The 25,441-nt window shown below is 28.3% G+C and carries 24 protein-coding genes; 5 read left to right on the top strand and 19 right to left on the bottom strand.

Annotation, left to right across the window (positions count from 1 at the left end; translation table 11 throughout):
• Positions 1-5: 5 nt before the first annotated feature.
• The 7 genes from murD to mraZ are packed head-to-tail and all read right to left on the bottom strand — an operon-like array spanning position 6 to position 7,728.
• Positions 6-1,343, bottom strand: a complete 1,338-nt coding sequence (gene murD / locus C4S76_RS00975) for a UDP-N-acetylmuramoyl-L-alanine--D-glutamate ligase (protein WP_105191792.1) — start codon at positions 1,341-1,343, stop codon at positions 6-8.
• A gap of 4 nt (positions 1,344-1,347) precedes the next feature.
• Entirely contained in the window at positions 1,348-2,571 is a 1,224-nt protein-coding gene (mraY, locus tag C4S76_RS00970; protein WP_105191790.1) for a phospho-N-acetylmuramoyl-pentapeptide-transferase, read from the bottom strand.
• 1 nt (position 2,572) lies between these two features.
• Positions 2,573-4,033: a UDP-N-acetylmuramoyl-L-alanyl-D-glutamate--2,6-diaminopimelate ligase gene (locus C4S76_RS00965; protein WP_105191788.1), complete on the bottom strand. Its 1,461-nt coding sequence runs from the start codon at positions 4,031-4,033 to the stop codon at positions 2,573-2,575.
• Positions 4,030-5,994 carry a penicillin-binding protein gene (locus C4S76_RS00960; protein ID WP_105191786.1) on the bottom strand — a complete coding sequence of 655 codons (1,965 nt, stop codon included), beginning with the start codon at positions 5,992-5,994 and terminating at the stop codon, positions 4,030-4,032. The genes C4S76_RS00965 and C4S76_RS00960 overlap by 4 nt, the downstream gene beginning before the upstream one ends.
• Positions 5,987-6,331, bottom strand: a complete 345-nt coding sequence (locus C4S76_RS00955) for an FtsL-like putative cell division protein (protein WP_105191784.1) — start codon at positions 6,329-6,331, stop codon at positions 5,987-5,989. The genes C4S76_RS00960 and C4S76_RS00955 overlap by 8 nt, the downstream gene beginning before the upstream one ends.
• Entirely contained in the window at positions 6,315-7,229 is a 915-nt protein-coding gene (gene rsmH, locus C4S76_RS00950) for a 16S rRNA (cytosine(1402)-N(4))-methyltransferase RsmH (protein ID WP_105191782.1), read from the bottom strand. The genes C4S76_RS00955 and rsmH overlap by 17 nt, the downstream gene beginning before the upstream one ends.
• A complete protein-coding gene (gene mraZ, locus C4S76_RS00945; RefSeq protein ID WP_260209895.1) occupies positions 7,216-7,728 on the bottom strand; it encodes a division/cell wall cluster transcriptional repressor MraZ in 513 nt (170 codons plus the stop codon). Before mraZ ends, rsmH begins: the two co-directional genes overlap by 14 nt.
• Before the next feature lie 162 nt (positions 7,729-7,890).
• Between mraZ and C4S76_RS00940 the strand changes: the two genes are divergently transcribed.
• The 4 genes from C4S76_RS00940 to C4S76_RS00925 are packed head-to-tail and all read left to right on the top strand — an operon-like array spanning position 7,891 to position 10,380.
• Positions 7,891-8,655: an alpha/beta fold hydrolase gene (locus tag C4S76_RS00940; protein WP_105191780.1), complete on the top strand. Its 765-nt coding sequence runs from the start codon at positions 7,891-7,893 to the stop codon at positions 8,653-8,655.
• 26 nt (positions 8,656-8,681) lie between these two features.
• Complete coding sequence (gene yihA / locus C4S76_RS00935; protein ID WP_105191778.1) at positions 8,682-9,302, top strand: ribosome biogenesis GTP-binding protein YihA/YsxC; 621 nt, start codon at positions 8,682-8,684, stop codon at positions 9,300-9,302.
• Positions 9,303-9,350: 48 nt separating this feature from the next.
• Entirely contained in the window at positions 9,351-10,091 is a 741-nt protein-coding gene (gene rlmB, locus C4S76_RS00930; RefSeq protein ID WP_105191776.1) for a 23S rRNA (guanosine(2251)-2'-O)-methyltransferase RlmB, read from the top strand.
• A gap of 37 nt (positions 10,092-10,128) precedes the next feature.
• A complete protein-coding gene (locus C4S76_RS00925; protein WP_105191774.1) occupies positions 10,129-10,380 on the top strand; it encodes a hypothetical protein in 252 nt (83 codons plus the stop codon).
• Here C4S76_RS00925 and C4S76_RS12165 read toward each other — a convergent pair.
• From C4S76_RS12165 to C4S76_RS00885, 8 genes are all read right to left on the bottom strand, one after another.
• Positions 10,377-10,814, bottom strand: coding sequence for an exosortase F system-associated membrane protein (locus C4S76_RS12165; RefSeq protein WP_105191772.1), 438 nt, complete (start codon positions 10,812-10,814; stop codon positions 10,377-10,379). The genes C4S76_RS00925 and C4S76_RS12165 overlap by 4 nt on opposite strands.
• Positions 10,798-11,346: an exosortase family protein XrtF gene (gene xrtF / locus C4S76_RS00915; RefSeq protein WP_105191770.1), complete on the bottom strand. Its 549-nt coding sequence runs from the start codon at positions 11,344-11,346 to the stop codon at positions 10,798-10,800. The genes C4S76_RS12165 and xrtF overlap by 17 nt, the downstream gene beginning before the upstream one ends.
• Before the next feature lie 143 nt (positions 11,347-11,489).
• Positions 11,490-13,634 carry a polyribonucleotide nucleotidyltransferase gene (gene pnp, locus C4S76_RS00910; protein ID WP_105191768.1) on the bottom strand — a complete coding sequence of 715 codons (2,145 nt, stop codon included), beginning with the start codon at positions 13,632-13,634 and terminating at the stop codon, positions 11,490-11,492.
• A gap of 268 nt (positions 13,635-13,902) precedes the next feature.
• Positions 13,903-14,172: a 30S ribosomal protein S15 gene (rpsO, locus tag C4S76_RS00905; protein WP_105191766.1), complete on the bottom strand. Its 270-nt coding sequence runs from the start codon at positions 14,170-14,172 to the stop codon at positions 13,903-13,905.
• Between the two features lie 132 nt (positions 14,173-14,304).
• Positions 14,305-14,757, bottom strand: a complete 453-nt coding sequence (locus tag C4S76_RS00900) for an META domain-containing protein (protein ID WP_105191764.1) — start codon at positions 14,755-14,757, stop codon at positions 14,305-14,307.
• 48 nt (positions 14,758-14,805) lie between these two features.
• Positions 14,806-15,258, bottom strand: coding sequence for an META domain-containing protein (locus tag C4S76_RS00895; RefSeq protein ID WP_105191762.1), 453 nt, complete (start codon positions 15,256-15,258; stop codon positions 14,806-14,808).
• Positions 15,259-15,556: 298 nt separating this feature from the next.
• Positions 15,557-16,531: a hypothetical protein gene (locus C4S76_RS00890; protein WP_105191760.1), complete on the bottom strand. Its 975-nt coding sequence runs from the start codon at positions 16,529-16,531 to the stop codon at positions 15,557-15,559.
• 103 nt (positions 16,532-16,634) lie between these two features.
• On the bottom strand, positions 16,635-18,653 hold the full coding sequence (locus C4S76_RS00885) for a M13 family metallopeptidase (protein WP_105191758.1): 2,019 nt from the start codon (positions 18,651-18,653) through the stop codon (positions 16,635-16,637).
• A 145-nt stretch (positions 18,654-18,798) separates the two neighbouring features.
• Between C4S76_RS00885 and C4S76_RS00880 the strand changes: the two genes are divergently transcribed.
• Positions 18,799-19,500 carry a cell division ATP-binding protein FtsE gene (locus C4S76_RS00880; RefSeq protein ID WP_105191756.1) on the top strand — a complete coding sequence of 234 codons (702 nt, stop codon included), beginning with the start codon at positions 18,799-18,801 and terminating at the stop codon, positions 19,498-19,500.
• 7 nt (positions 19,501-19,507) lie between these two features.
• Here C4S76_RS00880 and C4S76_RS00875 read toward each other — a convergent pair whose 3' ends face one another.
• The 4 genes from C4S76_RS00875 to C4S76_RS00860 all read right to left on the bottom strand — a co-directional run bounded on the left by C4S76_RS00875 (position 19,508) and on the right by C4S76_RS00860 (position 25,195).
• Entirely contained in the window at positions 19,508-22,651 is a 3,144-nt protein-coding gene (locus C4S76_RS00875; RefSeq protein WP_105191754.1) for a UvrD-helicase domain-containing protein, read from the bottom strand.
• Positions 22,652-22,730: 79 nt separating this feature from the next.
• Positions 22,731-23,618 (bottom strand): hypothetical protein, encoded by an 888-nt coding sequence (locus tag C4S76_RS00870; protein WP_105191752.1) that lies wholly within the window; start codon positions 23,616-23,618, stop codon positions 22,731-22,733.
• A gap of 9 nt (positions 23,619-23,627) precedes the next feature.
• Positions 23,628-24,422: a hypothetical protein gene (locus C4S76_RS00865; RefSeq protein ID WP_105191750.1), complete on the bottom strand. Its 795-nt coding sequence runs from the start codon at positions 24,420-24,422 to the stop codon at positions 23,628-23,630.
• A gap of 20 nt (positions 24,423-24,442) precedes the next feature.
• Positions 24,443-25,195 carry a hypothetical protein gene (locus C4S76_RS00860; RefSeq protein WP_105191748.1) on the bottom strand — a complete coding sequence of 251 codons (753 nt, stop codon included), beginning with the start codon at positions 25,193-25,195 and terminating at the stop codon, positions 24,443-24,445.
• Positions 25,196-25,441 lie beyond the last annotated feature (246 nt).

Here is a 25,441-nt window from a genome sequence, read left to right as displayed (position 1 = left end):
GTAATTTATAATTTTCTTACTTCTTCTTTAAATTGTATTCCACGATCTTCATAATTTTTAAATAGGTCAAAGCTTGCGCATGCAGGAGATAGAAGTACAGTATCTCCTTTTTTTCCATAAAGGTATGACGCATTTACAGCATCTTTCATAGAATGGGTTTCTGCAATGTTAGGGATTATATCTTGAAAAGTGTTTATAATTTTTTCATTGTCCAAGCCTAAACATACAATGGCTTTTACTTTTTGTTTTACAAAGGGTATTAACTCCGAGTAATCATTGCCTTTGTCTGTACCTCCTACAATCCAAATTACTGGTGACTTCATACTCTCTAAAGCATAGTAAACTGAATTTACATTTGTCGCTTTACTGTCATTTATAAAGTTGATTCCATTTATTTTTAATACGAATTCTAAACGATGTTCTACAGCTTCAAAATCTGCAAGGCTTTGTTTAATAAATTCATTTTTTATTTTAGATATTTTTCCTGCAATTCCGGCAGCCATTGAATTGGCTACATTATGTTTACCTATTAAAGCTAAATCTTCAATTTTCATTTTTAAAGCGTCTTCTGTGTTTGTTGTTATGTATATGTTTTTTTGGTCACTATAGGCACCTTCTTCTACTTTTTCTTTAAGGGAAAAGGGTAATAAGTGTGCTTTTGTATGGTTGTTTTGTAGCCATTTTTGAGTTATTTCATCGTCTAAGTTGTATATGAAGTAGTCTTTTTCATTCTGATTCTGGGTGATTTTGAATTTTGAATTTATATAATTTTGATAATTATAATCATATTGATCCAAATGATCAGGGCTTAAATTAAGAACCATCGCGATATGAGGTTTAAAATTCTGTATGTTGTCTAGCTGAAAACTACTTATTTCGAGTATGTAATATTCATAGTTTTCTTCAGCAACCTGCCAGGCAAAACTTTTTCCTATATTCCCAGCCAGTCCTACATTAAATCCTGCTTTTTTAAAAATTTCATAAGTAAGTGAAGTTGTAGTGGTTTTTCCATTAGACCCTGTAATTGCTATTAAAATAGATGAAGTATATCGTGAAGCAAATTCTATTTCTGAGGATATGGTTATTCCTTTTTCCTGAATTTTTTTTATGATTGAAGCTTTTTTGGGTATTCCCGGACTTTTGATTATCCAATCTGCATTCAAGATTTTTTCATCCGTATGTTGTTGCTCTTCAAATAGAATTTTTTTATCGAGTAATATATCTTTATATTCTTTTTTTATGATTCCTTTGTCTGAAAGAAAGACATCAAAATTTTGTTTTTTTCCTAATATGGCAGCTCCTATTCCACTCTCTCCGCCTCCTAATATGACTAATCTTTTCATGTGCTTATCTTATTTTAAGGGTGATTATACAAAATAGGGCTAACATAATTCCAATAATCCAGAAACGTGTAACAATTTTGCTTTCATGATAACCTAATTTTTGAAAATGATGGTGTAGGGGAGACATTAAGAATATTCTTCGTCCTTCTCCGTATTTTTTCTTTGTATATTTAAAGTAAGAAACTTGTACAATTACAGAAAGGTTTTCAACTAAGAATATACCGCAAAGAACCGGTATTAATAGTTCTTTTCTTAAAACAATTGCAAGTACGGCTATAACACCTCCTATAGTCAAACTTCCTGTATCCCCCATAAATACTTGTGCAGGATATGTATTATACCATAAAAAACCTATTAAAGCTCCGGCAAAGGCTGCTGAGAATATAACTATTTCTCCGGAATTAGGTATGTACATTAAATTCAGATAATCTGCCATCATAATATTTCCCGATACGTAAGCAAAAAGAGCCAGGGTGGCCACTATAATTACTGAACTTCCAGCTGCAAGGCCATCTATGCCGTCTGTGAGATTTGCACCGTTTGATACGGCTGTAACTATGGTAATTACGATAGGAATTAAGACAATCCATACCAAGTCTTGAGATTTTTTTTCATCTACCCCGAACCATTCAAGTATTTTACCATAATCAAATTGGTTGTTTTTGAAGAAAGGAATAGTAGTTTTAAAAGATTTTTCATTGGGATAAAAATCTTTGCTATATTCTATATTATGGACTCCTTCAATTTTTTCTTTGATGACAATATCTTTATTCAGATATAGGGTAACTCCAACAAATATTCCTAGTCCTATTTGCCCTAATACTTTAAATTTACCTTTTAATCCATCTTTATTGTTTTTGTGTATTTTTAAATAATCATCTAAAAAACCTATTATTCCCATCCAAAGGGTGGATATTATTAGGATGATGATATATATATTATCTAACTTGCAGAATAGAAATATGGGAACTAATGTTGCTAAAATGATGATAACCCCTCCCATGGTTGGGGTGCCTTCTTTTTCCTTTTGTCCGGAAAGACCTAATTCTCTTACAGTTTCTCCGAGTTGTTTTTTTCTCAAAATATTTATTATCATTTTCCCTATAATGAGAGAAATAAATAATGAGGTGAATATAGCGGCTAATGCTCTAAAAGTTATATATTTATATAGTCCACTTCCAGGTATGTAAAAATGTTCATTTAAATATTCAAATAAGTAATACAGCATATTAATTTATATTTTTTAATAATTCTTGGGCTATAGTCATATCATCAAATGGAAATTTTTCACCATTAATTTCCTGATAGTTTTCATGACCTTTTCCTGCAATTAGGATTATATCTTTGGTTTTTGCTATTTTAATAGCGGTTTTAATTGCTTGTTTTCTGTCAGTTATTGAAATATATTTATTAGTATTTTGAGCTTGTACTCCTGCTTCTATTTCTTTAATTATTTCATCTGGAACTTCATCTCTAGGGTTGTCAGAAGTAATAATTGTAAAATCAGACAGTTGGGTAGCAATATTTCCCATTTCAGGTCTCTTACTTTTGTCTCTATGGCCACCACATCCAAATATTGTAATAAGTTGCTCGTTACGTGTTCTGGTTTGATTGATAGCTTCTATAATATTTTTTAAGGCATCTGGTGTATGGGCATAATCAACTATTATATAAATATTTTGCTTTGAAATATAAGTTTCAAATCTTCCTTTTACTCTTTGGAGTTTGCTTATTGCTGTAAGGGCTTCTATTGAAGAAAAGCCTAATTCTATAGCAATAGTATATGCTAATAGTTCATTATATGCATTAAATTTCCCGGATAAAGATGTCCAAAACTCATTTCCGTTAAATTGTAAAAGCATTCCATCTAATCTGTTTTCAATTATTTTTCCTTTGAAATCAGAATTAGATTTTAGTGAATAGGTAATTTTTTTTGCTTTTGTATTTTGTAACATTACCCATCCATTTTTATCATCTATATTTGTAATTGCTATTGCATTTTTTGGCAATTCATCAAAAAACTTTTTTTTAGCAGCTATATAATTTGCAAAGGTTTTATGGTAATCTAAATGATCATGTGTAATGTTGGTAAAAGCTCCTATTTTAAAATTTAGTCCAGCAAGTCTGTTTTGGTGAATGCCATGAGAACTTACTTCCATAAATGCGTATTTACAATTATTTTCTACAGCTAAGGCTAATATTTTATTAATAGTAATAGGGTCTGGAGTGGTATGATTACTGTTTAATATTTGGTTCGCAATTTTGTTTTCTATGGTTGAGAGTAATGCACATTTAAAACCCAATTGTGTAAAAAGATTGTATAACAGGGTAGTAGTTGTGGTTTTTCCATTGGTGCCCGTTATTCCAATTAATTCTATTTTTTCAGATGGATTTTCATAAAAATTTGAAGCAGTAATACCTAGTGCTATAGAAGTATTAGTAACTTTTATATACGTAATATTTTCTTTAATTTCTGAAGGAATATCTTCACAAATTATTACAGTTGCTCCATTTTCTATAGCTGTAGATATATACTTATGTCCATCTAAATCATAGCCTTTAATAGCAAAAAAGATATCTTTGTGCTCTATTTTTCGTGAATCAAAAGAAATGTTATTAACTGAGGTTTTTACATTCCCGATCACTTTTTCAATAGCTACTTTATATAATAAATCTGAAAGTATTTTCATGCTCTGAGTTTTAAATATATTGTCATACCTTTTTTTATAGGATGCCCGATAATTGATTGTTGTATCACTTTTCCTTCTCCTGTATATACTACTTTGAGCCCTAGATTTTCCAGAGCTGGGATTGCATCTCTTCCATAATAACCTACTACATTAGGAACAAAATGAGTTGATGTGTCAAAATTGGGTTTTAGACTTGAAGTAATTAATTTTTTTATATTATATGATTCTTTATTTTCTTCTTCTTTAGGTAAGTTTAGTGGCTTTTTGAGGTAAACTTTTCCAGCAATTTCTTTGAAAACAGGAGCGGCTACTTGAGATCCGTAATAACCATTTCGGGGTTTGTTTATTACTACAATACATGAATACTCCGGATTATTTACAGGGAAAAATCCACAAAAAGAAGCTTGATATAATCTACCTTTACCTTTATTCCAATATTCTACCTGTGCAGTGCCCGTTTTTCCTGCCATAGATAAATTAGGTGTATAAATACTTCGGGAAGTACCCATCTCAACTGCATAGGCAAGCATTTGTTTTAAGTTTGTGATAGCTTTATCTGAAGCCATTTTTTTGTTTAAAATAATAGGTGTAAATTTTTGGGTTATGACTCCTTTTCTCTCAATTTTTTCTAATAATTGAGGCTTCATAAGTTTGCCCCCATTAGCTACCCCATTATAAAAAGTTAATATTTGTAGTGGAGTTAATTTTACTCCATAACCAAAAGACATCCATGGTAAAGATATTGGGCTCCAGGTTTTATCATATTTTGGTATGTAAGGAGAGCTTTCTCCAGGAATATCTATTCCTGTTTTTTTATTAATGCCCCAATTATTTATTTTATTAATAAAATCAGAAGGGTTTTTAGAATAATATTTTTCTACAACTTTGGAAATACCTACATTACTAGACTGAGATAATACTTGAGATAAAGTAATTACTCCATGTCCGTGGTCATCCTTAACAGTGAAATTTCTATAATTCCATGAACCGTTTCCTATATTAACTGTAGTTTCTGGTTCTACATATCCATCATCTAAAAGGGCTAACATTGAAATAGATTTGAAAGTGGAACCAGGCTCTGAAGCTTCCCATACAGCAAAATTTCTCAGATCATCATAAGTACCGTTTTTAGTTCTTTGAAGATTGGTTAAAGCAACAATTTTTCCTGATTTTACATCCATCACAATTGCACATCCATGATCAGCTTCTGATTTTTCTAATTGATCTTGTAATGCAGAATAGGCTATATCCTGAATTCGCATATCAATTGTAGTGTATACATTATCACCGTCTTGGGGTTCAATTTCTATATTTATAGGCTTCCATTGTTTTTGATTAATTCGTTGTTGAATTTCTTTACCGTTTTTTCCTTTTAAATAAGCAGAAAAAGCTCCTTCAAGACCAGATTTGCCTCTGGAATCATCAAACCCTAAGGTTCTGCTTCCAAATCCTGAAATAGTTTTTATCCTCTCTGTTCTTCTTTCAACAATAAAACCTCCTTTATTCTGACCTTTATTAAGTATAGGAAATTTTTTAAGCCTTGCAAATTGTTCGTAATCAAGCCCTTTAGCTAAAACCATATACTGATTTTTTTTTGCTCTTTCATGATTTAATTTTTCATAAAAGTATTTACTTGGTTTACCAAACATTCTCTCTAAAGAATCACATAATGATATAATTGAGTCTAGATACAATTCTTTACGAATTGTTTTCATATCCATATATATATCATATTTTGTAATAGTAGTAGCCAATAAAATTCCATCAGAAGCATATAAGTTTCCTCTGGCTGCTGGAACTTCAATATTTCTAAAATTTGTTGTTTGGGCTAAATTTTTATATTTTTCAGTATCATGCGTTTGTATATATATTAAACGTCCAAAGACGGAAACGGCAAATAAGAGGATAAATGCAGAAACCAGATAGGTGCGGGCTAATATATTTTTACGCTCGTTATTCATCTTTTACTTTGGGAACAAGTATTTTATAAGGTTGCTTTTCTAATGCTAAAAGAGAATCTGAAATTACCATGTTTTCTAATTCAGATTCAACTTTTAATTTCATGAGTTTACTGTGTACTAGAGCAAAGCGAGCTTTATATTCTTCTGCTTTTTCTTTTAGTTCTGAAATTTTTACTACTTTTTCATCTACTTTATGTGAAGAAGAAATAGATATAAGGGCAAGAACCACAATAAATAGTATAAATTTCCAACTGGAGAAGGCACCACCTTCTATCAGAAATTTACCTTTGAGTATGTCCGATATACTTCTAGTTTTTGATTTAATTCTTTTTGCCATCTCTTTTTATTGCAATTCTCATTTTTGCACTACGCGCCCTCGGGTTTTCTCTAATCTCATCATCATCTGGTATAATAGGTTTAGAGGAAACTAAATCAAAAGGTTTATTCCAATTTCCATATAAATCTCTTTCTGGCTCACCATTGAAAAGTCCGGTTTTTATAAATTTTTTAACTATTCGGTCTTCCAAAGAATGATAAGCTATAAATACTAAAACCCCTCTAGGTTTTAAGATTTCATAGCTTTGTAAAAGTAAATCTTTCAAAGCTTTTATTTCATCGTTAACTTCTATTCTTAGCGCTTGAAATAATTGTGCATAAAATTTATTTTGTTTATGTTCTGGAATATTTTTTTTAAATATTTCTTTTAATTGATTTGTAGTGGAAATGATACTTTTTTTTCTTTCAGTAATAATTTCTTTTGCTATTTTTCTAGCTTGTGGAAGTTCTCCATACAAATAAAATAATTCTGATAATTGTTCTTCGGAATATTCATTAACAATTTCTTTAGCTGAAAGATACTGTTGTGTATTCATTCTCATATCTAAAGGTCCCTCAAAACGAGTAGAAAAACCTCTTTCTGCCTTATCAAATTGATGAGATGATACCCCTAAATCAGCTAATACTCCATCTATAGAAGTGATGTTATGAAAACGTAAGGAATTTTTTAAATATCTGAAATTTTGATTTATAAAAGTAAATCTAGGATCATTAATTAAATTATCTTGAGAATCTGCGTCTTGGTCAAAAGCATATAGGCTTCCTTTTGCCTCTAATTTTTTTAAAATCAGATTAGAATGGCCACCCCCACCAAAAGTGCAATCCACATATATGCCTTTGGGATTTAAGACTAAATGGTCAATGCTTTTTTGTAATAAAACAGAATTATGGTAGCTCATCTTCAGACATATTACCCATTACATCCTCTGCTAAATTTGCAAAGTCTTCATCATTAACATCTACAGCTTTTTCATAAAGCTCTTTGTCCCAAATTTCTATTATATTTACAGATGCTACAACTACCATGTTTTTATTTAGTTTAGCAAATTGAATCAAGTCTTTACTAATTTGTAATCTTCCGCTATTGTCTATGTCTACATTTTTTAATCCTGCAGTGAATTGTCTTATAAAATCATTATTTTTCTTTACAAAACGATTCAGTGAATTAATTTTTTTCATTATTTGGTTCCACTCACACATGGGGTGTAATTCCAAACAAGGTTGAAAAACGGATCTTTTAAGAACAAAACCATCTTGCAATAGGCTATCTAGTTGTTTTTTAATACCTGAAGGTAACAACATTCTCCCTTTTGCATCCAGGGTACACTCATATGTTCCTATTAAATTCACTTTTAAATTAGTTTTCAAAAGTAAAAAATAATTTCCACTTTTATCCACTTTTTCCCACTTTTGTTAATAAGTTATTGGGGTTTTTAAATATTTATGTGGTTATGATTATTTCTGTTAAGAAATAGAGAAAATTAATTGTGAAATATTATTTTTATTTAGTAATAATATAATGTATTTTTGCATTTAGATTAGTTTTATGATTTAAGGGGGATGATATTTAATTTTCGTAAGGAAAAAAAGCATATTTACACTGAAGCAGGAGAGGGTAAGCCTATAGTTTTATTACATGGATTAATGGGAGGTTTGAGTAATTTTGAACATCAAATAGAGTTTTTTTCTAATCATGGATATAAAGTTTATTTTTTGGAGTTACCATTGTATTCCTTATCGCCGCTAAAAACCAATATATTAGGTTTGACCGGTCATGTTGCTAGTTTTTTAAAAAGTATTGTTAAAAAACCTGCCATATTGATTGGGAATTCTTTAGGTGGACATTTAGCTTTAATGTTAACACTCAAAAAGCCTGAATGTGTTGATGCATTGGTATTGACAGGGAGTTCCGGTTTATATGAAAGAAGTTTTGGTGATACTTATCCAAAAAGGGGAAGTTATGAATATATTAAAAATAAATCTGAAGAGGTTTTTTATGACCCTAAGGTAGCAACCAAGGAATTAGTGGATCAGGTTTATGAAACGGTATCAGATAGATCTAAAGCGATAAAAACTATTCAGATAGCCAGAAGTGCTATGAAACATAATTTATCATCAGAGTTAAAAAATATTCAAAAGGATACGTGTTTAATATGGGGTAAACAAGATAATGTTACACCTCCAGAAGTAGCTGTTGAATTTAATGAATGTATATCAAAATCACAATTGTTTTGGATTGATAAATGTGGACATTCAGCTATGATGGAAAAACCTGATGAATTTAATAAGATTCTTTTAAAATGGCTGAAAGATGTGAATAAGTAGATTTAGTAAGCATAAATTGTGAAATTATGAATATACTTTCAGCAGAATTTATAAAAAGTAGTAAGTATTTAGAAGAGTGTCCGGAAGCAAATAAGCCTGAATACGCATTTATTGGAAGATCTAACGTAGGAAAATCTTCTTTAATAAATATGTTAGCTAATAAAAAGGGTTTAGCTAAAACATCTTCTACTCCGGGTAAAACTCAACTTATCAATCATTTTGTAATTAATAATAGTTGGTATTTAACCGATCTTCCCGGATATGGCTATGCAAAAGTATCCAAATCAGAGCGAGCATCTTTTTCAAAAATGATAGAGAAATATGTATTAAGAAGAAGTAACTTGGTAAATCTATTTGTTTTAATAGATTCTCGGCATTTACCTATGAAACTAGACGTAGATTTTATAAATTGGCTAGGGCAAAATGGTATACCGTTTAATTTAGTTTTTACAAAAATTGATAAAATTTCTCAGCGAGAATTTTTATATAATTTTAAAAAGTATTCTCAAGAATTAAGGAATACTTGGGAGGAGCTTCCTGAAATGTTTAAAACTTCTTCTGAAAAAAAAATAGGTAAGGAAGAAATATTATCTTTTATAGAAGACACGAATAAATATTTGATTAGGAATAAAATTTTCTTTAACTAATAAACTAGATAATTTTACTTTATTATATATACATAGATTTTTTAATTAATGGAAAAAAATTTTATATTCGGTATACATCCAATAATTGAGGCTATAGATTCCGGAAAAACCATTGATAAAGTATTTATTCAAAATGGTTTGTTAGGAGATAATATTAAAAAATTAAAAATAAAATTATCTCAGGCGGGCATTTATATAAAATATGTACCTATAGAAAAACTAAATCGTTTAACTAAGAAAAATCATCAAGGCGCCTGTGCTTTTCTTTCTCCCGTTCAGTTTTTTAGTATAGAAGATGTAATTCCTCAACTTTTTGAAGAAGGAAAAATGCCTTTTGTACTAATTTTGGATCATCTAACTGATGTTAGAAATTTTGGAGCTATTTGTAGAACGGCAGAAATTACCGGAGTTGATGTTATTGTTATTCCGGAAGAGGGATCTTCACCTATAAATTCTGATTCTGTTAAAACCTCAGCAGGAGCAATTTTTAATTTGAAAATTTGTAAAGAAAAAAATTTATTAAAAGTTCTGGATTATTTAAAATTGAGTGGAATAAAAGTTGTATGTGCTACAGAGAAAACAGATAAACTAATTTATGAAGAAAATCTCAATCCTCCTATAGCAATTATTGTCGGAAACGAAGAAAGAGGTATTTCTAAAGAATTGCTAAAAAATGCAGATGCGAATTTAAAACTTCCTATTTTAGGGAAAATTGAATCATTAAATGTTTCTGTGGCCTGTGGTGTTTTTTTATATGAAGTAGTTAGACAAAATTTAAAATTATCTTAATAAATTTATTAATTTTATCGTAATAAAAAAATAAAAAATGAAAAGCTCGCTAATTTTAGGATTTATATTTTTAATAATAGGAGGAATTCTTGGTTATATAAGATATAGTGATTCTACAGAACCTTTTTTAACTTATACTCTCATTATAGGAATACTTATAGGGGCAGGATTAGGGTTACTTTTTGGAGCTATTATAGGATATAGTAGTAAAGCGCAAAGTGTAAAAAGGCAACAAAGAATTAAAAATAATGATAATATTACAGTTGAAAAAACACCTACGGATGTTTAATTTTTAGAAAACTTAAGGGTATAAATAAATATTGGTATAAGTAATAGCAATAATAAAGGATGAATTAGTATTCTTCTTATATAATAGGTTGGCATATATCCTAATAAAAAATTATTGCTTATGGATATTAAGTATAATATCGTAAATAGTATAAAAACTATAATAAATATAAAGCAGGAAAATTTAGTGATTTTTTTATTTTTGAACCATAAGTAAATTATCATAATGGATATTATACTATTAAGAAAATATCTGAATATTAAAGAATATAATAATTTTATGGAATCAAAGGGAGGAGGGTTGTAGTGATTAAAATCTGATTGTTTAAAGAAAGATAATAAAGGATCGTAAAATAAAACAGTTTCATATTTTCTTATAAAAATTAATAACAAAAAACATATAACAATTCCAACAATTTTAATTATTTGTCTCATTTTTTGCAGATTTTAAAACAAAAAAATTAATCCAAATAATCCATAATAATATTACTAATCCATAAATGATGGCGGGGAATATATAATCATGAAGTTCATTTCTATACATAGGATAAAAGTATGCGGAGTAATTTATAAAAGCAATTCTGATAATATTGGAAATATGCAGTATAATTAGCGTAACCAAGATATAGATTACTGTTTTTTTCCATGTTGAAGCAAACGAAATAATAAAAGCAAGATAAAGAATCATTATAGAAAGAGCATTGCATCCTTCATTAACAATGCTAACTAATTTTTTATTAATAAAAAAGAGCATATAATTATCTTGGTTAATATGTAAAGTAGAACTGTTAATTTTTATTATTTTTAATAAATATGAAGATTGTTGTGCTACTATTTTGGTGAAAGGATCACAGGTATGTAATTGAATTTGATAATGATTTAAATATAAATTATATAAGCTTATCAGAATAAAATAAACAGAAAAAAATTTAAGTAGACATATTAAAATCGGTTTATATTCTTTCATAAATTATACTTTATAAAATGATATATAAATATTATAGTAATTTTAAATAACAAATATAATTCTAAGTATTTTATATATAAACAAATTTTAACACCAGATTATAAATTTTATAATCTGGTGTTTTTTTATATGTTTTTTGATAACTAATTTTTATTTTCTTCTTTTTTTTCGGGTTTCGGAAGTAAAACTTTTCTGGAAAGCTTCATTTTCTTTTTGTCATCCATACCTAAATATTTTACTTCAATAAAATCACCTAACCTAACAGAATCTTCAACCTTTTCTATTCTTCTCCATTCTAATTCTGAAATATGAACTAGCCCTTCAACACCTTTAGATATTTCAACAAAAGCACCAAAAGGTTTTATTGATACTACTTTAGCTTTGTAGGTAGAACCTACTTCCGGAACAAAAGCAATTTGTTTAATTTTGGCTACGGCATCATCAATCATTGCTTGGTCTACTCCTGAAATTTCTACTTTGCCTATTTCATCGCTTTCTTCAATGGTAATAGTTGTTCCGGTATCTTTTTGAAGTTGTTGAATAATTTTCCCACCAGGACCAATAACAGCACCAATAAATTCTTTAGGGATTTCTAACGAAATTAATTTAGGCGCATTAGGCTTCAATTGTTTATTAGGCTCAGGTATAGTATCTAATATTTTCCCTAGTATGTGAAGTCTTCCTTCTTTAGCCTGATTAAGAGCCTGCTCCATAACCTCAAATGATAAACCTTTAATTTTAATATCCATTTGACAAGCGGTAATACCATCGGCAGTTCCGGTTACTTTAAAATCCATATCTCCTAAATGATCTTCATCACCTAAAATATCTGATAAAACACTCCATTTTCCTGATTCTTTATCTGTTATTAATCCCATAGCAATTCCAGACACGGGTTTTTTTATTTGTATACCTGCATCCATAAGTGCAAGAGTTCCTGCACATACAGTAGCCATTGAAGAGGAACCATTAGATTCAAGTATGTCTGAAACTACACGGATAGTGTAAGGTGTATCATCAGGGATAACATGTTTTAATGCTCTTTGAGCAAGGTTACCATGCCCAATTTCTCTTCGAGAAACTCCTCTTACAGGTCTAACTTCTCCGGTTGAAAATGGAGGAAAATTATAATGTAAGTAAAATTTTTCCTCATGTTGAGAAATAACGTTATCCACCCTATTTGCATCTAAATTAGAACCTAAAGTAACAGTAGTTAATGATTGAGTTTCTCCTCTGGTAAAAATTGCAGATCCATGAGCTCCAGGTAAATAATCTACTTCACACCATATTGGACGAATAGTTTTATTGTCTCTACCATCTAACCTGATGTTTTCATTTAAAATCAATTGTCGTACAGCTTCTTTTTGAATGTCATGAAAATATATAGCCGCTAGAGGTTGCTTTTCTTCCATTTCCTCTTCAGAATATTTTGAAAGAAAATCATCTAATATAGCTTGAAATTTATCACTTCTTTCGTGTTTTTCAGAAGGTGTTTTAGCAATGTCATATACTTTTTGATAAGCAAAATCAGTAATTTCCTTTCTTAGATCCTCATCATGTACTTCATGGCAATATTCTCTTTTTGTTAAAGATTTAGGAACCTTATTAGCTAATCTTTCAATGGCATCTATTTGTTTTTTAATTGCTTCATGAGCGATAGCTATAGCTTCTATCATTTCTTTTTCAGATATTTCACTCATTTCTCCTTCAATCATGACAATTGAATCTTTAGAGGCTCCAACCATTATATCCAATTCAAAACTTTCATTCATTTGTTTTAAGTTTGGATTAATGGTATATTTACCTTGTTGGCGTATAACTCTAACTTCCGAAATTGGTCCATTAAATGGTATATCTGTAACTGCTATGGCTGTAGATGCTGCTAAACCGGCAAGTGAATCAGGTAAAATGGTACCATCATAAGAAATAAGTTGAATCATTAATTGAACTTCTGCATGAAAGTCATCTGGAAATAAAGGCCTTAAAACTCTGTCAACAAGCCTCATAGTTAAAATTTCTTCATCTGTGGGTCTTCCTTCTCTTTTCATAAACCCACCAGGAATACGGCCTCCTGCAGAAAATTTATCCCGATAATCAACAGTTAAAGGTAAAAAATCTACTCCGGGGTTTGCTTCTTTAGCTGATACAACTGTGGCTAACAACATTGTTCCGCCACATTTTACAACAACAGAACCATCCGCTTGTTTTGCTAATTTACCGGTTTCAAGAATAATTTCTCTTCCATCATCTAAGATAATTTTTTCTGTAATTGCTTTTGGAATTTCCATAAAAAATTTAAAATTAAATTAATATTATATTAAATATATAAAGCAATAAAAAAGTTATCTTACATTTATTTATAGTATCATTCTTGTTGATAAACTTTCAGAGAACACTCAAGTCCATTAAAATTATAATGAGATTAATGGATTTCAGTGCTCTATGGTTACATCTAAAAAGATAGACATATAATTTAAACAAATTCTCTTCTTTATTAGCTTTTTTATTTTTTAAAATAAATAAAGAGGTAATTATAATTACCTCTTTTGCAAGATATTACTTACGAATACCTAATTCAGCGATTATTGCTCGATATCTGTTGATTTCTTTTTTCTTCAGATAATCTAATAATCTTTTTCGTTTACCTACTAAAGCAACCAAAGACCTTTCTGTATTATAATCTTTGTGATTTTTTTTTAAATGTTGAGTTAGATGGTTAATTCTAAAGGTAAATAAAGCTATTTGCCCTTCTGCACTTCCGGTATTCTTTTCATCTTTACCGTGTTTTGCGAAAATTTCTTTTTTTACTTCTGGTGTTAGATACATTCCAATATTATTTTAATGATTTTTATGTATAGAACTGCAAATATATGATTTTTTTATAAATAACTGGAAATTAAGGAAAAATAAAAGGTGTTATCTGCCAAGATAGCACCTTTTATTTTTCTTTGATTCATTTTAGTTTGCCGAAGGGGTAAAAACTAAAACTGTTTTTCCATTTTGAACAAATTGTAAATTGTTATTTTTTAAAACTAAAGTACTTTTTTTACTTATTAACTCTATATATTTATTTTCTTGATTTACTTCAGGACAAGACATAAAAGTAGACATCATAGGAGTAGGAGTAAATATATTTCCAATAAGAGAAAATCCTCCATTGTATTGGTTACAACCACTGTTACCATTTACTTTATGGGAATTGAAATCAAAGGTAATACTTGGTATTTCTCCTTTAAATGCATTAGTAGCTGTAATTCCGTCTATAGAACTAAGAGTCCATGTACCTTTTAATTTATTCGATATTTCTTTACTTTGACTTTTAGATGAATTATTGTTTTTTGTTGAGTTACAACTTTGCGTAGCAAAAGATAAGGCTAAAATTAATAGAGCACTTGAAATTATTTTTTTCATGTTTAAATATATAAATTGATTAAATTATTAAATATGTTAATATTGTTTTTATTTTGGTATAAATTCTAATACTACTTTCCCGTTTTGAACAAATTGAAGTGTATAGTTATTAAATATTAAGGTACTTTTTTTAGCTAATAAATCCAATAATTTAGATTCTTGATTTTTAGAAGGACATATCATTCGAGTTGTTATTAAAGGAGTAGGAGCATATAAATTACCTAATAAAGCAAATCCACCATTAAATTGGTTACATCCACTATTACCTGATACGGTATGATTAGTAAAATCAAACATCAAAGAGGGTATATCTTCCTTAAAAGCATCAGAAACATTTGTTTGTTCTATAGATTTTAATACCCAAGTTTTATTTAATTTAGATTCTAAGTCTTTATTTTCTATTTTATCTGTAATGGTATTGGTTGTATTACAGCTTTTAATAGTGAAACAGATTATTGTCATTATGAAAACAATCAGATTAATTTTTGCAAACTTTTTCATTTTATATTAATATTATAAATAATATGTTTCTATTTCAAATATTCTGCCAAAAGTAAGCTTAATAATAATTATTCATTCATTATATAAATTTTACTTTCATTATATATTAGAAAATTTCTTGCTTTAAATAGCATTAATTGTTTTTTTTTACATTGTAACCAGATTTAAAGTAAACAAAATTAAGAAAGGATCTATTCTTCTTTTTATGTTTATATAAATTGTTGTTTAGAATAATGTAATAAAAGTTATATCATGCTATAAGAAAATTCATAATTAATTGTATATATCTAATTAGATACTAATTTAAATTTTTTACTTTATCTGTGTCCATTAGTGCTAGAATAACCGAAGTAAGAAATAAAGGAATATATAAACGCATTTCAAATATTAAACCGGTAAAGAAGCAACTGAATATATAAGGAATACTTAGAATATGAAAATAAATTATCAATAATTTATTTTTTTTATGATTAGCTAAAGATATAGATAAAATAAATAATAATATCCAAGCCAGCAGCCCAATTAAGTTTTTAGGGAGAAGAATACTTAAAAAAGTTATATGCATAAAAATTGTGTTGTTTTGAAAATAAAGTCTAAGTCCAATATATGCAATTAAATATGCTAAAATCATTAGTAAAACAGGATAGAAAATTTTTTTAGAAATTCCATATTTAAAGAATAAAATGGAAATAAGGTACGAAATTGAAAGAGCTGAAGTTTCTCTATTCAGTGCTGATATAAAAATTATGAAAAACATACCAATTAAGTATATTATACGACTTTTTATTAAATACTCTAATGACATTAATATAAATACAAGAAGGAAAAAATAAGCTGAAACATCATAAGGAACAACTACAAATTGCGTGAGGCATATAGCAGAAATGATAGAATAAATTAATAGCAATTTATAGTTTTTTGCTATTTTTATTAATGGATTATTCAGTATTAATACCAATATAATTGAGACAAGAGAAGTAAAAAAGGTATTTAAAATAAAGTAAGAATTATAGAAACTATTTGAAGCATGGCTATCTAAAATTAGTAATCTTGAATCAGGAATATTAGGGGATTTAATAGCTTCATAAATGAAATATAGAATATATTTACTTAATATACGAAATTTATATACAGAATTGTTATATTGATTTTTGAAACCTTCTTCTGAAAATACATCACCTGTATAATTTGTAGTAAATCCATAATAAACAATATAGTTTAATAATAAAGATAACAGTATTGCATAAACTATAATTTTGAAAGAAGATCTCATATTTATTATATTAAATAATAATTTACAAAGTTAATAAATTATATAAAATATCCCTGTAGATTTTAATTTATACAGGGATAAAATAAAATATATTTTTTTATAATTACCAGATAGTTACTCTTTTATCTTTCTCTCTATACATATTATCACCAGGTTTTACATCAAAAGCATTATAAAAATTATCTACATTTTTAATAGGAACGGTGGCTCTGTAATACCCCGGAGCATGTGGGTCTGTTTTTAATTGGTTGCTTAAAGCCTGATCGGTAATTTTAGTTCTCCAAATAGTAACCCAAGACATAAAATATCTTTGATTAGGAGTATATCCTTCTATTTTTTCTGGAGAGCCCTTATCTTTTAAATACATTTGTAAAGCATCAAAAGAAATGGCTAAACCACCTAAATCTGCAATATTTTCTCCTAATGTTAATTGTCCATTAATATGTTGGCCAGGTAGAGGTTCACAAGCATTAAACTGGACAGCCAAAGCTTGAGTTGCTTTTTCAAATTTAATTTTATCTACCGGAGACCACCAGTCTTTTAGATTTCCATCTCCATCAAATTGGGAACCGCTGTCATCAAATCCATGAGTCATTTCATGTCCAATTACAGCGCCTATTCCTCCAAAATTTACTGCCGCATCGGCTTTATAATCATAAAAAGGTGGCTGCAAAATAGCTGCAGGAAAAACAATTTCATTATAAGCGGGGTTATAATATGCATTTACGGTTTGAGGAGACATAAACCATTCTGATTTATCTACCGGTTTACCAATTTTATCTTTGTTTTTATTATACTTAAATATTTTTGCATTTAAACTATTTTGGAAATAAGATCCCCCATCATTTATAGAAATAATTTCTAATTTGGAATAATCTTTCCATTGATCAGGATATCCGATTTTTACAGTAAATTTATTAAGTTTATCTATTGCTTTTTCTTTTGTAGAAGCAGACATCCAAGTTAAGTTATGAATGTGAGTAACAAAAGATTTTTTAAGGTAATCTATGAGTTCTTTAGCATTTACTTTAGCTTCTTCAGGGAAAACTTCAGCTACATATAGTTTTCCAAATGCCTCGCCAATTAAACTGTTAATGCAAGTAAGGGCTCTTTTGTCCAAAGCTCTCTGTTCTTTTTGTCCATGAAGAATTTTCCCATTAAAATTAAAATTTACATTATCTAATTCTTCTGTTAAACTACCGGCAGCTTTTCTTATAATTTCTAATTTTATAAAATCTTTAAGTAATGAAATTTTTTGAGAACTAATATTTTTATCAAAATTTTCATAATATTTTTTTTCAGGGATAATTACAGTGTCAGCTTTTATTTCCAAATCAGTAAAATACTTTGCAAAATCAGTATTTTTAGATAATTTAGATAAATCTTTTATAGAATAAGGATTGTTTTGTAGCTTAGCATCTCTTATTTGTTCAATGGTTAGCAGGCTAAGGGCTAATTGTTTTTCAAAATTTACCAATTTGGAGGCAGTAACATCAGGGGTTTTATTACCAATAATTTTTAGTAATTGTGCTAGGTAATGCGTATATTCTTTTAATATTTGCTCAGATTTTTCATCATTTTTTTGATAATAATCTCTACCCAAACCCAATTTCACACAATCTAAATATACCATGTTTTTATTACTGTCATTAGGAGATGGATCTACATAAAATTCATAGAAAGGATTCATACCTATAGGGGTAAATTCTACTAATAAATTTTGCAATTCGTTATAATTGTTTATTTTATCAACTTTATCTAAATATGGTTTAATAGGAGCAATTCCTTGTTTGTTTCGTACTTCCATATTCATAAACGAAGCATAAATATCAGCAATTTTTTGACCTTCACTTCCTTTAAGAAACTTTTGATTTAATGATTTTTTCAAAATTTGTAAAGAAATAGAATCGGTAGTTTCTCTTAATTGGTTAAAACTTCCCCATTGGGAATGATCCGCAGGGATTTTTGTTGTTTTCATCCAGTTCCCGTTTACATAATTATAAAAATCATCTTGAGGTCTTACTGATTTGTCCATGTACTGGAGGTTGATTGCATTATTTTGAGCAAATAGTCCTAAGGTAGGAATAGTAATTGCTGTAATAATAAGAATTACTTTTTTCATGCGTTATTTTAGAATTAAATATATACCAAAAGTACTAAAAATACTGCATATGAGTTTTTTTTAACAAAAGTTTAAAAATAAGGTATATATTTAATTACTACATTTGTAGAAATATAATAAGAACCTAAAGATAGAATAATTAAAAATGCGTGATACCATTTTATATTTAAAAAATGCAAATATTTACCAGAAAAATCTTTTAATACTAAGTAATGTAAATCTGAAGCTGGAAAGAGGGGCTTTTTCTTATCTTATAGGAAAAACAGGAAGTGGTAAAAGTTCGCTATTAAAAGTTTTATATGGGGATCTTCCTTTGTTAGAGGGAGAAGGAGGAGTAGTAGATATAGATTTGGTTTCTCTAAAAAATAGTGAAATACCTATTTTAAGAAGGAAATTAGGGATAGTTTTTCAAGATTTTCAGTTATTAACAGACAGAACTGTAGAAAAAAATTTAATTTTTGTACTTAAAGCCACAGGTTGGAAAGATAAATTTGCCATTGGTGAAAGGGTAGAAGAAGTTTTAGACAGTGTAGGAATGGGTACCAAAAAACATAAAATGCCTCATGAGCTTTCAGGCGGCGAGCAACAAAGGGTAGCAATAGCCAGGGCATTATTAAATCATCCGGCTTTAATATTGGCTGATGAGCCTACAGGAAATTTGGATCCGGAAACTTCTAATGAAATAATGATCTTATTAAAAAATATTTCCAAAAAGAACCATTGTGCTATTCTTATGGCTACACATGATTATTCAATGATTAAAAATTTTCCGGCTAAGACAATTAAATGCGAGGATGGAAAAATTTTTCATGGAGACTCTGAAGAACTTTTCGTTATAAATGAATAATCTATTTTTATGTGAATAGATTAATTTGTAAATTCTCAGTTGTGTCCTGATTAGCATCTACTTTTACTATTTCAATTTTGTCAAATATGTAAACTAATATTTTATCTTTTATTTTTTTCCCTAAAGATTCTAAAACTTTAGCATACTCTTTAATTTGTTTTTTATGTTTTGGTAATTTTTTTCCTGTTTTAAAATCTAGTATTGATATAAATCCGTTAATTTCTACTAAACGATCAGGGCGATAAAATCTTCCTTCAAATAAGATTTCTCTCTCCGGATATATAAAATACTGACCGGAAAAATAATTTTTTAATTGTTTATGTTTGATTACTAAATTAATAGTTTGAGTGATTAATTTTTCTTCTTCCCTATCAATTATTCCTTCAAAAATGAGTTTTTGTATAATAGGGTAAACTTTGTTTTCAGTTGTTATTTCGGATAAAACCTGATGGATAATATTTCCATATCTGATTTTTTTATTTTCTTTTGTATATTTTTTTCCAATTTCTGTACTTACCTTTATTTTTTGCGACCAGCTTTCTGAAATCCAATCAATATTTTTTTCTTCAAGAGAATTTTTATTATCCAAATTTATTTTTTGAGTTTCGATGTCCGGATATAGTTCTATTATACCTTCTGTAGGGAAATGATTTTTTTTTAGGAATTTTTCTATTCTACCTATATCTGAATTTTTTTGTTCTTTTAATATAAAAAGTTGTTGAGAAGCTCTTGTGGTAGCTACATACTGAACACATAAATCATCTATAAAATTTTCACTTTTTTTAATTTCTATAACTTCGTCAATAGCTTCGTTAGTTTGGTCTACACCTGATTTTCCATAGGTGTAGTATTGGTTAAAGCCATTATACAAATCTTCCTCCAAAGGAAACCAATATTCGTCTTGATAAACTCGGTTTTCTGCCAAGGGATAAATAACTATTGGAAATTCTAAACCTTTAGATTTATGAATGGTCATTACTTGTATAGCATTCATATTTTCTGGAAATTGAACAGAAAGATTTGAACTTTTTAATTCCCAATTTTCTAAAAAATCATTTATACTTATTGTTCCGTTTTTTTCTAAATGTAAAATTACATCCAATAAAGCAGAAAGATACATTTCATCTCCTTTTCCAAATTTTAAAGATCTTATCAAATTTTCAACAAAATCATAGAAACTTAAATTGTTATTCAGCGTATCGCATATATTTATTTCAAAAGTGTTTTTTAGGTAAAGAAGCGTATCCGTAAAAGATAAATCTTTTATTTTAAGCATTTCTGAAGTAAAATCTACTAATTTTATTTTTCGTAGTATATGTAACTGGTATAGAGTATAAATTAAAGCTTCTTTGTTTTGAGGAGTATTTAACCATTTTAATGCGGAAATAATAGTTAAGATGACTGGAGAAGAAGATAATAATAATGCTTCTTCTGTTAATACTGGATACCCTTTTTCGGTTAACGCTTCAATAATAGGGAAACTATGTTTCTTGTTCCGGGTTAAAATAGCTATGTCTTTAAAATTGAAACTGTTTGAAATTGATTCTTCAATAATTTCTAAAATTCTATTGACCAATGGGCTGTTTTCTTCTATATCAGGAGAAACAAATGAAATTTGAACCCTTCCTCCATTTTTTAGATATGGAATTTGGTAAGAATGGCTACCAAATAATTTTTTGTTTTCTTCATTTGTGAGTTCAGTTTCTGCAATAAATTGGTAAAAATCATTATTAAAATTGACAATGTTGGGCAGACTTCTGTAATTATTTGGTAAGGTTATGATAGAAATATTTTCCTTTTCAGAATTAGAAATCAGGTTCATCAAAATTTCAGGTTTTCCTGATCGAAACCGGTAGATAGATTGTTTAGGATCTCCTACTAATGTAATTGAAGAACCATAAGTTACTTTTGCATTTTCTACTAATGGTAAAAAATTATTCCATTGTAATTGTGAGGTATCCTGAAATTCATCAATAAAATAATGATTATATTTTCCTCCTAATTTTTCATATATAAAGGCAACAGGCTCATTTTTTAAATGATTATTTATTATTGGATTTACATCTGAAAGAAAAAGAATATCATTTTCTGATTTTTTTTGATTTAAAAATCTAGATATTTCTGATTGTAACTCAATAGTGATTAAATTTTGTCTTACCGATTCATCTATTTTAATCCGGTTGATTAACTCTTTAGTCTGGTAAAAATATTTTATAAGTTGTGGTGCGATAGATTCAATTTCATTTATTTTGGTAGATTTTAATTTTGCATATTTTTCATTTTCACAAAAATCTTTATAAAAATTAGATTTTAGATTAATAGCTGCATAATTTTGTTTAATAAGAGTTTCATCAGTTAATTTATAAAAAAATCCTCCCATTCCTCTGCCTCCTTGGTAAAAATCATTAGCTTGTAATCCCAAATTTTCTATCAAATTTATGGCGCATTTAGCAATTTCTTTAATTTTTTTAAGATTGGAAGAAGTTCTTTTTAAAAGAAGAACATTCAATTTTTTAAAATCTTCAAAATCTTTAGAAGATAAAGAATGGATTTTTTCTAAATGCATTTCTTTAAGGAAATTTTGTGAAGATATAAGCAATTCCTTTCTTATGTCTGTAGAAGATTCGCTATCAAATTTCCAAAAAATATAATTCAGAATAACTTCTGCAAATGGATTGTCTGTACCTAATTCATCAATTAATTCATCTATAGATTGTTTTAAATATTCTGTTGTATCTAGTTCCACAGCAAAAGAATAAGAAAGTCCTAGTTCTTTAGTAAAAGCTCTCATTAATCTTAAATTGAATTTATCTATTGTGCTTATACTTAATAAAGAATAGTGATGTAATAGATATGATAAAGACTTTTTTGATCTTTGATGTAAAATTTCTATATTAATCCCTGTTTCATATGCTATTTGTTGTAATATAGAATTTGATAAGTAAGTAGCCTCCTCAGTAAAATCTTTAAGCCATTTAAGTATTCTGGCTTTCATTTCATTTGCGGCCTTATTGGTAAATGTTACCGCTAAAATAGAACGTATACTTTCAGGCTGTTTATTTTTTAATAAAATAGATAAAAAATTTTTAACCAAAGTATAGGTTTTTCCAGCCCCGGCAGAGGCGTTATAAATGGTATAGCTAGATCTCATAAATTAAAAAAAGGATTTAACAAAGTTAGTTAAATCCTTTTGAAATTATTTTAATCTTTTTTTCCCAGTTTGGAAACGTTTAATTTAACTTTATAATAGTTATATTAGATAAAGATTCTTTATCATAAGAAACTCTTCCATTTGCCCTTGTTGTAGTATTTGTCTGAAGAGATCTTAGCCTTAATATATCTCCTTCTTTTGCTTGTAAATAAGAGTATTGGGTAAAAGTAAACTTTCCTCTTGTATAATATGTTTTATTTGAACTGGCAGTATTAATAGTACTAGGGGTAGTATCACTGATAAGTTCGGAACCAGTGTCATGTAGTTGAGGTACCATTGTTAGAGTTCCTTCGGCAGGCTGGGTTTCTGTACCATTATGTTCAATAGTAAAACTCATAAAAATTTCAACGTTAGAGTTTACCCCATATATTTTATTATTTGAAGTTTCGTCTTCTAAAGCTAAATTTAAATTAATAAAATATAATCCGTCTTTTAAAAATTGAATGGAATTATCAGATAATTTTTTATATAAATTAGGATCATCATTAAAAATTTCTACTCCAAAAATATCCGTCTCCTTACCAAAACCTATAGTAGAACCATTAAAATTAAAATTAGAATCGGGATTGTTGGAAAATTGTACAACTTTATAATCGGTATCATCGTTTTTGCTCATTAAAGTATTCCATTTTGAATCTTTCCAGTAATAGAACCCTGAAAATATTTTATCATCTCCGATTCCGGCAATACCTTCATTAAAAACTAATGTGCCTTCAGTTATATCTTTTGGTAGAGGGCTATGGCTATTTATACTTTTTAGTTGTATTCTAGGTACTAAAACACCTTTCGTACTACTGTTTATATGAAACATTGACGCACTATTTATTTGAGCAGTATTAATTCCTATTTGACTTTTTATTACCGGGCATATTAAAAGACTGCATAACAATGGTATAATTTTTTTCATGGTTTAAATTTATCTGATTCTGGATATGGTTATAGAAGAACTACCTAGCTGATCAAAGTTTACTTTATAAGTTTTTGGGTCTTGTAAAGTGGCTCTAACAGATTTTAGGGTCAAAATATCTCCCTCTTTTACTTCTATATATTCTGTAAAGCAATTAGAAAAAAATCTTCCGGATTTAGAAGTTACAGCTGCAGAGGATCTTACGTAATGAGAAATTCCCACTGGTTTATCATTTAAAGCTAAATTGACTTTTAGTGCAATTGCAGGATTCTTATTAAATTTATTTAATGAAAGTACTACGCTTATGGCATATAATCCGGAGTAATTAAATTTTAAAAAATCATCTTTATCTCTATATTTTTGTAAGGCTTCATAATTTTCATTAAAAACAATATTTCCAAATATTTTCATGTTTTTTGATTTGCCATCATAGTAATCATTATTTGCACCATCAATAGGTTCCCCAAAATCAACATTTGTAAATTTAGCTGTAAAATTTTCTCTGCTCGAAGCTAAAGGATTCCATTGTGAATTTTCATTGTCCCACCAAAAGAATCCGGGAGTTACTTCATAAGGAAAATTACCAAAAGTATTAGTATTGAAAATAAAAGTACCTGTAGGAACAGTACCTGTAAGAGGTGTTTGTAAATTTCTGTTTGTTAAAGCAACAATTGGGAATAATACTCCTTTGGTTTCACTATCTATTTGAAGGATAAGACCATTTTGTTCACCCATTTTTACCTGGCTGAATAATGTGAAAGAAAATACTGTTATAAGTATTATTGTAAAAATTATTTTTTTCATGTTTTAAATTGAAAATTAAGTTATCGTACTTTTTCAATGGTTACTGAGGATGTCTTAGGTTTTCTAAATGTAACTTTAGCTGCTCCGTCTACCTCTTTACCTTTAAAGTATATATAAGATCCAGAGCTATTACGTGGAATATTGATGTATACTGTAAATACGTATCCAATATCTTGGCTTGATCCAGCAGCATTATCTACAGTACAGACATAAAATGTTTCGGGTATTTTGTAGTCATCTACAAATATGTCAATTTCAAAAATATCCCTATCACTGGTACCGTCCATATCTAAATTTAAAGTGAATTTATAAAGACCGGTTTCATAAATTTTAATCCCGTCTAAATATTTTTTATATAAAGAAGGATCTTCATTAAATAACTCCACGTCAAATATATTAAGTGGATTAACTTTAGTGTTAAAATCCACATTTGTTCCATAGTTTGCAAATTTTGCAATGGAATGACTAATAGGAATGTATGCCGACGTCCAACTAGACGTTTTTTCATCCCAATAATAAAATCCGCGAGAAACATAGTTAGGGGGTGTTCCGCTTCTTTGCGTATTATAAACAATTAATCCTGTTTTAGGTTCTCCTTCTAAAGGCGCTTGGATGTTTTTTCCTTGTAATGCTAATCGAGGAATTAAAATACCAGAATTTTTACTATCCATTTTTAGCACTAGTCCGGTCTCTATATCCTGAGTGCCTATTCCAATTTGACCCAATAATATGTTTACATTGAAAGTGATTAATGTAAAAAATAAATTTTTCATTGAAATTAATTTTGAATGAACTTTAATTTAAAAATTATAAACTATAAACTATTAAAGATAAATTTTATCTGCGCACAAATTTAAATAAAATAATATATTTTAATGTAATTTTTATTAAATATAAAATATATATAACAATTTAATGTTATATTATTATTTATTGTTTGTTTATGTTAATTATTATTTAATTTTTGTTATTGTAAAGAGGCTTTTTAATGTATATAATAATTATATAAGTGTTTTTTT

This window comes from Apibacter adventoris (assembly GCF_002964965.1).
In the GTDB taxonomy this organism is placed as follows: domain Bacteria; phylum Bacteroidota; class Bacteroidia; order Flavobacteriales; family Weeksellaceae; genus Apibacter; species Apibacter adventoris.
This window is presented reverse-complemented; position numbering and strand designations above follow the sequence as displayed.

Coding starts and splice junctions, on each gene's coding strand:
- murD (WP_105191792.1), bottom strand. CDS start 1,343: ATGAAAAGATTAGTCATATTAGGAGGCGGAGAGAGTGGAATAGGAGCT.
- mraY (WP_105191790.1), bottom strand. CDS start 2,571: ATGCTGTATTACTTATTTGAATATTTAAATGAACATTTTTACATACCT.
- C4S76_RS00965 (WP_105191788.1), bottom strand. CDS start 4,033: ATGAAAATACTTTCAGATTTATTATATAAAGTAGCTATTGAAAAAGTG.
- C4S76_RS00960 (WP_105191786.1), bottom strand. CDS start 5,994: ATGAATAACGAGCGTAAAAATATATTAGCCCGCACCTATCTGGTTTCT.
- C4S76_RS00955 (WP_105191784.1), bottom strand. CDS start 6,331: ATGGCAAAAAGAATTAAATCAAAAACTAGAAGTATATCGGACATACTC.
- rsmH (WP_105191782.1), bottom strand. CDS start 7,229: ATGAGCTACCATAATTCTGTTTTATTACAAAAAAGCATTGACCATTTA.
- C4S76_RS00940 (WP_105191780.1), top strand. CDS start 7,891: ATGATATTTAATTTTCGTAAGGAAAAAAAGCATATTTACACTGAAGCA.
- yihA (WP_105191778.1), top strand. CDS start 8,682: ATGAATATACTTTCAGCAGAATTTATAAAAAGTAGTAAGTATTTAGAA.
- rlmB (WP_105191776.1), top strand. CDS start 9,351: ATGGAAAAAAATTTTATATTCGGTATACATCCAATAATTGAGGCTATA.
- C4S76_RS00925 (WP_105191774.1), top strand. CDS start 10,129: ATGAAAAGCTCGCTAATTTTAGGATTTATATTTTTAATAATAGGAGGA.
- C4S76_RS12165 (WP_105191772.1), bottom strand. CDS start 10,814: ATGAGACAAATAATTAAAATTGTTGGAATTGTTATATGTTTTTTGTTA.
- xrtF (WP_105191770.1), bottom strand. CDS start 11,346: ATGAAAGAATATAAACCGATTTTAATATGTCTACTTAAATTTTTTTCT.
- pnp (WP_105191768.1), bottom strand. CDS start 13,634: ATGGAAATTCCAAAAGCAATTACAGAAAAAATTATCTTAGATGATGGA.
- rpsO (WP_105191766.1), bottom strand. CDS start 14,172: ATGTATCTAACACCAGAAGTAAAAAAAGAAATTTTCGCAAAACACGGT.
- C4S76_RS00900 (WP_105191764.1), bottom strand. CDS start 14,757: ATGAAAAAAATAATTTCAAGTGCTCTATTAATTTTAGCCTTATCTTTT.
- C4S76_RS00895 (WP_105191762.1), bottom strand. CDS start 15,258: ATGAAAAAGTTTGCAAAAATTAATCTGATTGTTTTCATAATGACAATA.
- C4S76_RS00890 (WP_105191760.1), bottom strand. CDS start 16,531: ATGAGATCTTCTTTCAAAATTATAGTTTATGCAATACTGTTATCTTTA.
- C4S76_RS00885 (WP_105191758.1), bottom strand. CDS start 18,653: ATGAAAAAAGTAATTCTTATTATTACAGCAATTACTATTCCTACCTTA.
- C4S76_RS00880 (WP_105191756.1), top strand. CDS start 18,799: ATGCGTGATACCATTTTATATTTAAAAAATGCAAATATTTACCAGAAA.
- C4S76_RS00875 (WP_105191754.1), bottom strand. CDS start 22,651: ATGAGATCTAGCTATACCATTTATAACGCCTCTGCCGGGGCTGGAAAA.
- C4S76_RS00870 (WP_105191752.1), bottom strand. CDS start 23,618: ATGAAAAAAATTATACCATTGTTATGCAGTCTTTTAATATGCCCGGTA.
- C4S76_RS00865 (WP_105191750.1), bottom strand. CDS start 24,422: ATGAAAAAAATAATTTTTACAATAATACTTATAACAGTATTTTCTTTC.
- C4S76_RS00860 (WP_105191748.1), bottom strand. CDS start 25,195: ATGAAAAATTTATTTTTTACATTAATCACTTTCAATGTAAACATATTA.